The following is a 6,384-nucleotide window of genomic DNA, read 5'->3' as shown; positions in this document are numbered from 1 at the left end:
GCTGGCCACTACGTGGACATCTATCACTATCCATGCGGGCGCATAGGAATCAGAGATGTTTTCCACTTAAAAAAACGTGGACACCATCGCCCTTATCTTCAGGATTGCCATGCGCCAAAGAACTTCTTATCCCAAACCTTTCAAAGCCCAAGTCGTCCAGGAATGCCTGCAACCTGGTGTGTCCATGGCCAGCGTAGCCCTGCGCCATGGCATCAACGCTAACTCGGTTCGAAAATGGATACCCGCTTATCGTGATCGTCAGGCGCCGGCGTTGCCCGCTTTCGTCCCGATAAAACTAGAGACCGCGACTCGGCCTGATCAGCAAATGCCGGTCAGTATCGAGATCCCTTTCAGGCAGCAAAAATTAACCGTGCACTGGCCATCTTCAGACCCTGAAGGGTGCGCCCGTTTTATCCGTGAGCTTGCCCAGTGATCCGCATCGACTCTATCTGGCTCGCCACCGAACCCATGGATATGCGCGCCGGTACCGAGACTGCATTGGCCAAAGTGATCACGGTATTCGGTGCGGTGAAGCCGCACAGTGCTTATCTCTTTGCCAATCGCCGCGCTAACTGGATGAAAGTCCTCGTGCATGACGGGGTGGGCATCTGGCTTGCAGCGCGACGATTAAACCAAGGCAAGTTTCAATGGCCCGGCATCCGTCACGGATCGGAAGTCGAACTCGATAACGAGCAACTTCAAGCCTTGGTACTGGGTTTGCCGTGGCAGCGGGTCGGCGCGGGTGGTTCGATCACAGTGTTGTAGTACCGGCTATTAGCCTATCGCTTTATCGCCGCCGAAGGCCTGCTCTGGCACAATCAGCGGCATGACCTCCTCGCCCAATCTCGACCAGATGACACCTGAACAGCTGCGCGCCTTGGCCGAACAGGCCATTCAGTTGCTGTCCCAAGTCGACTCCATGGGCCAGAAAATCCACCGCCTAGAAACGGTCAACTCGCCCATGAGATCGCCATCCTCAAGCGGCACAAGTTTGCCAAGCGCAGCGAACGGCTCAGTCCTGACCAAGGCAGCTTGCTAGATGACCTGCTCGATGCTGATATTGCAGCCATCGAAGCAGAGCTAAATGCGGTCAATCCGCGACCTGCACCGACCGAGCCACGCCAGAAACCCAAGCGTGCGCCGCTGCCACCACAGTTCCCACGCACCGTGATCCGTCACGAGCCAGAAAATACGCAGTGCACCTGTGGCTGCCAGCTTCAACGCATCGGCGAAGACGTCAGCGAGAAGCTCGATTACACACCCGGCGTGTTCACCGTCGAACAGCATGTGCGTGGGAAATGGGCCTGCCGGCAGTGCGAAACATTGATCCAGGCGCCCGTACCGGCGCACGTCATCGACAAGGGCATCCCCACCGCAGGCCTGCTGGCTCATGTAATGGTGGCGAAGTTCTCTGACCACTTGCCGCTGTACCGGCAGGAAAAAATCTTTGGCCGCGCCGGCCTGATGATCGCCCGCTCGACGCTGGCGCAGTGGGTTAGACAAACCGGCGTGCAGCTTCAGCCTTTGGTTGATGCATTGCGCGAAGCTGTGCTGGCCGAAGGTGTAATCCACGCGGATGAAACCCCGATTCAAATGCTCGCGCCAGGCGAGAAGAAAACCCATCGAGCGTATGTCTGGGCCTACAGCACGACGCCGTTTTCGGCGCTCAAGGCGGTGGTCTACGACTTCAGCCCGAGCCGAGCGGGCGAGCATGCACGTAACTTCCTCGGCCCCTGGAATGGCAAGCTGGTGTGCGACGATTTTGCTGGCTATAAGGCTGGCTTCGGAAAAGGCATGACCGAAATCGGCTGCATGGCCCACGCCCGCCGCAAGTTCTTTGATCTGCACGTGGCAAACAAAAGCCAGTTGGCTGAACAAGCACTGCTCTCGATTGGTGGCTTGTACGAAGTTGAGCGCCAGGCGAAGGACATGAGCGATGAAGATCGCAGGCGAATACGCCAAGAAAGGGCAGCACCAATAATCAAAACACTACAAGACTGGATGTTGGCCCAGCGAGACCTGGTGCCCAATGGGTCGGCAACAGCCAAAGCCCTGGATTACAGCCTTAAACGCTGGGTAGCTCTGACGCGCTACCTCGACGATGGAGCTGTGCCCATCGACAATAATCAAGTCGAGAACCAAATCCGACCGTGGGCACTTGGGCGCTCGAACTGGTTGTTTGCCGGATCGCTACGCAGCGGAAAGCGGGCGGCAGCGATCATGAGCTTGATCCAGTCTGCGCGGGTCAATGGGCATGATCCGTATGCTTATTTGAAAACCGTTCTCACGCGTCTACCGACGCAGCGGGCAAGTGAAATTGACAAATTGCTGCCGCATATGTGGCAGCCGATCTAGCTACTTACGCGGTGCCTGATGCTCGTGTGTATGCAAATAAACCGGTGAGAAATATGATTAATATTCGTGAAGCTACTAAAGCTGACCTAGATGTTCTACGTGAAATCGGCTGTGAGACCTACCAAGAGCATTTTTCGGACGTCTGGTCTCTCTCCGGCATGCAAGACTTTCTTAATCAAGACTTTTCCCCTAACTCGCTCGGCAAATCACTCGAATCCTCCGCTTGCCATTTGTGGCTTATAGCTTCAGACGAAAGCGATAGGGTCGTAGGCTTTTCCAAAGTTAACTGGTCAACGCCTGCGCCTTTAACTGGTGAATTAGGTGCGGAGCTTCAAAAAATTTACTTTCTCAAACCCGAAGCAGGACGAGGATATGGGAAACAACTCCTGCACTTCATTTGCAGCCGAGCGAGAGAGCGCGGAGAACGCATGCTGTGGCTTGACGTACTCAAGACCAACTCAAATGCGCGGCGATTCTATGAGGGTTTCGGTTTCCAAGAAATCGGTGAAATCCCTTTCAAAACTGACTTGTTTGAAATTGGAATGGTAGCAATGGCATGTGAACTTTCCCGGTAGGCATATTCGATGACCTTCCTGTCGGTAGGCCGTCATAAACGAAAACGTGGAAAAAGCCAGATGACTTTACCGGACACTTACCTTCCAGATAGATCAGACCGGCATCTGCGCGGTCAACGGCGACGACATCGACCCCGAGATCGCGTAACAGCTCAATCAAGAGCTCGAGCAGCAGTGGTTCGTCCTCAACAACGAGAACGGCAACCTGAGGGCTATTCATTAAGAGAACCATGGAGGATAGAAGGCAATCAGTAGAGCGCTAGCAGCCGATATCGTTATCAGGCAGATGACGGGTGGAGCCGGTTATCGGAACCAATGCGACCAGCGGCGAGGTGGCCGATTCTAAATTCGTTGCGGCTTACTGAAAAGATGGCTAAAGCGGCCGATCACAGCAAGCGTCAGTCTCGCCGCTTCGCTTCCGCACCTCCGACGAAAAAACTCCTGAAAGACGCAAAAATCATCTGCATCAAGCAGTGCAACAGAGTATCGTGCGCGGCGAATCAGTGCGGCAGCGGTTTCGGCTATCTCTGATGGCATTCGTAATGGGCGACAAGCTACGGCATGCTGCCTATTACATAGGTCGTCATGTTGTCATCGGCTTAATTTCTCCCTAGTGCTGGCGGTCATATGCTTAACCTGTCGAGCTTCCGGATCGTTGTGGTTGAAGACAACGATACCCTTAGCAGTCTTCTTGAAGACTTCTTTGCAGATCGCGGAGCAAAGGCCACCTATTTCGATAATGCGGATGATGCGTTGGTGGCTATTCTTAAAGAGGGCAAGCCCGACCTGCTCATCACCGATCAACTCTTGCCGGGGCAGCTCAAAGGAACCGATTTGGTCCAACTACTGCTCGGTCGATGGCCCGATCTGCCAACCGTCCTGACCACGGGATACGGCTACGAAATTGGGCGAGACCTACCGGCACAGGTGGTGTATTTGCAAAAGCCGTGGTTGCTTGACGCGCTCGAAAAGGCGATCGCTGACGCCTTTCGCTGACCTGTCTTGGATGCTTTCCAGATGTCGACTCCCGCCCTCACATGAATCTTCCCTTCTCTTTCGACCCTGAGGCAGCTTATGACTTGGCCCCCTTGGCGGGTGACCTTGGGCTGACGAGTCGAATCATCGCTGGAAGTCTGTTCATAGCCCGGCATGGCACGTTGGATCAGGTGAGGGCATGGGGTGAGATTAGGGAGCAAACGCTCTATCTAACCGGTACCGAGATCGTGATCGGCCAACTGCTGGGTGCCATCCTGACGCTTACCCGAACTCAGGCCACCTTCAAGCTGGTCCGGATCGCTGATGCCGCCGAGCGGTCATCAAGTCCTGCTTAATCATGCCGTTACAGCGGCACTAGGGTTCAAACCCATATCGTAGCCACTTAAGCAGGACATCCCATGGTCTGGTTCAACAACCTCGCGCTAGCGAAAAAACTCGCCATCGCTTTCGGCCTCTGCACCCTGATTACCCTTGGAATTGGTGCCGTGGGCATGAAGGGGATCGTGACACTCAATTCCCTACTGGACTCGGTGCTCAACAATAATCTTAGGTCAATCACACAGCTCAACGACGCCAAGAGCAACGTCATCGCTCACAACCGGGACCTCTTCCGCCTGATGTCGATGACCTACGGAGGCGCCCCTCAAAGTGAACGCGATCGCGTAGCGACGTCACTGCGTGCCAACCAGGGCGAGGTAGAAAAGCCGTTCTCCGCGTATCGCGCAACGCCACTGGAGGGCGATGAAAAAGCGGCAGGTGATGCGTTCGAGCAGGATTGGAAAAGTTATTTGGCGGGCGTGGACGCAGCCATAGGCCTGCTTAGAGCGAATGATGTTGCTGGGGCGTCTCGCGTGATCGACGAACAGGCCCAGCCCAGCTATCGCAAGACCATGGCGTCATTCAAAATCATGGTTGAATCCAACCAACGCCAAGGCCGCGAAGCAGGAGCCGCTGCGATCAGCACCTATCAAGGGGCATTTTGGCTCCTGGGTGGCGGCTTGGGGCTTGCCATACTCTGTGCGGTAGCACTGGGCATTGTCATTACACGTCTCATCGTCGCTCCGATCCGCGAGGCTGTTGCCAGCGCCGAACGCGTCGCTAAGGGTGACCTGACTCACCCCGTCCTCAGTAGCCGTTCCGATGAGGCTGGCCAACTGCTTCAGGCCCTAGGCTCCATGCAAAGCAGCCTGAAGAGTACTGTCCAGCAAATGGACAGCGCGGCGACACAATTGGCCGCGGCAGCTGAGGAACTTCATGCGGTTACCGAAGAGACGGCAAATGGTCAGCTTCGTCAGCATAGCGAAGTGCAGCAGGCCGCTACTGCCGTCAACGAGATGACCGCAGCCGTTGAAGAGGTGGCGCGCAATGCCGCTACCACCTCTGGCGCCTCGCAGCAGACGAGCCGTGAAACTCAGAATGGGCGTCACCAGGTACAGCAAGCGGCGCACTCCATGACCGAAATGGCCGGCGAGATCAATGACTCGACTCAAAAGGTGCAAACGCTAGAAACTCAGATCCGTGAGATCGGCCAGGTATTGGACGTCATTCGCGGTATTGCAGAACAAACGAACCTGCTGGCGCTCAATGCAGCTATCGAGGCCGCGCGGGCCGGCGAGCAAGGACGGGGTTTCGCTGTTGTAGCCGATGAAGTCAGGGCGCTTGCACATCGGACGCAAGGATCAACCGGTGAGATTGAGCGCATGATGAGCACTGTCCGCTCCAGCGCAGAGGAGGCGGTCAGTGCGATGCATAAAAGCAAAGCCTTGGCAGATGATACTCAACAGCGAGCTAACCAAGCGGGTGAGGCCCTGGATCGAATCGCCACCGGCGTCGCCGAAATCGAAGAACGCAATCTGGTCATCGCGAGCGCAGCTGAGGAGCAAGCTCAGGTCGCAAGAGAAGTGGATCGCAATCTAGTAAACATCCAGGATCTGGCCACCCAGACAGCGACTGGCGCGCAGCAGACAGCAGCATCCAGCCAAGAGCTTTCGCGTCTCGCCATTTCTTTTCAAGGTTTGGTGGCACAGTTCCGTTACTGACAGATCCATTGAGCTATCGTAAATAGACCAGCTGTATTTCACCATTGAGCGCTATGGATTGAGCGCTTTTTTATATATTTGGGCTTTGGATCAGCTCGGTCGATGGAAAGGTTTATACAATCCAATGCCTTTCGAGCGCAGTAAAAAATTAAATAGCAGTAGCGTTATCACAATAGTGGTTCTTGTCTTTGCAACTATTATTATCGGTGCCTCACTCGTTACAGGGTTAATGGGCTTCTGGTAATGGTTGCACTTGCTCGGCGTTCAAGTACCAAGTTTGCGGTATGGCTGCCAGGGAAGTATTGATTGATTCAGATAAGTCATGGGGGCTAGTCGTTTTCTGTGGATGCGCACGGGACCTAGGCTTTGTCTGAAAAGTCGACGCGCCAACAGCGATCGATGCAGGCCAGGGTGACCAT

6 protein-coding genes and 1 pseudogene are annotated in these 6,384 nt (G+C 55.0%); all 7 read left to right on the top strand.

Annotation, left to right across the window (positions count from 1 at the left end; all coding sequences use genetic code 11):
• Nucleotides 1–76 precede the first annotated feature (76 nt).
• The 7 genes and pseudogenes from GSQ95_RS25190 to GSQ95_RS25160 all read left to right on the top strand — a co-directional run bounded on the left by GSQ95_RS25190 (nt 77) and on the right by GSQ95_RS25160 (nt 5,965).
• Complete coding sequence (locus GSQ95_RS25190) at nt 77–433, top strand: transposase (protein WP_158896539.1); 357 nt, start codon at nt 77–79, stop codon at nt 431–433.
• Entirely contained in the window at nt 430–765 is a 336-nt protein-coding gene (gene tnpB / locus GSQ95_RS26765; RefSeq protein ID WP_158896540.1) for an IS66 family insertion sequence element accessory protein TnpB, read from the top strand. The genes GSQ95_RS25190 and tnpB overlap by 4 nt, the downstream gene beginning before the upstream one ends.
• A 61-nt stretch (nt 766–826) precedes the next feature.
• Nucleotides 827–2,355, top strand: a pseudogene (locus GSQ95_RS25180) (IS66 family transposase).
• A 53-nt stretch (nt 2,356–2,408) separates the two neighbouring features.
• A complete protein-coding gene (locus tag GSQ95_RS25175) occupies nt 2,409–2,930 on the top strand; it encodes a GNAT family N-acetyltransferase (RefSeq protein WP_158896541.1) in 522 nt (173 codons plus the stop codon).
• A 627-nt stretch (nt 2,931–3,557) separates the two neighbouring features.
• Nucleotides 3,558–3,926 (top strand): response regulator, encoded by a 369-nt coding sequence (locus GSQ95_RS25170; protein WP_158896542.1) that lies wholly within the window; start codon nt 3,558–3,560, stop codon nt 3,924–3,926.
• Between the two features lie 41 nt (nt 3,927–3,967).
• Nucleotides 3,968–4,261 (top strand): hypothetical protein, encoded by a 294-nt coding sequence (locus GSQ95_RS25165; RefSeq protein ID WP_158896543.1) that lies wholly within the window; start codon nt 3,968–3,970, stop codon nt 4,259–4,261.
• A 63-nt stretch (nt 4,262–4,324) separates the two neighbouring features.
• Nucleotides 4,325–5,965 (top strand): methyl-accepting chemotaxis protein, encoded by a 1,641-nt coding sequence (locus tag GSQ95_RS25160; protein ID WP_158896544.1) that lies wholly within the window; start codon nt 4,325–4,327, stop codon nt 5,963–5,965.
• Nucleotides 5,966–6,384 lie beyond the last annotated feature (419 nt).

The organism is Pseudomonas sp. BAV 4579 (assembly GCF_009765395.1).
Taxonomy (GTDB): Bacteria; Pseudomonadota; Gammaproteobacteria; order Pseudomonadales; family Pseudomonadaceae; genus Chryseomonas; species Chryseomonas aestiva.
Note: the sequence above shows the minus strand (reverse complement) of the source record. Positions and strands in the feature narration are given on the sequence as shown.

Coding starts and splice junctions, on each gene's coding strand:
- GSQ95_RS25175 (WP_158896541.1), top strand. CDS start 2,409: ATGATTAATATTCGTGAAGCTACTAAAGCTGACCTAGATGTTCTACGT.
- GSQ95_RS25170 (WP_158896542.1), top strand. CDS start 3,558: ATGCTTAACCTGTCGAGCTTCCGGATCGTTGTGGTTGAAGACAACGAT.
- GSQ95_RS25165 (WP_158896543.1), top strand. CDS start 3,968: ATGAATCTTCCCTTCTCTTTCGACCCTGAGGCAGCTTATGACTTGGCC.
- GSQ95_RS25160 (WP_158896544.1), top strand. CDS start 4,325: ATGGTCTGGTTCAACAACCTCGCGCTAGCGAAAAAACTCGCCATCGCT.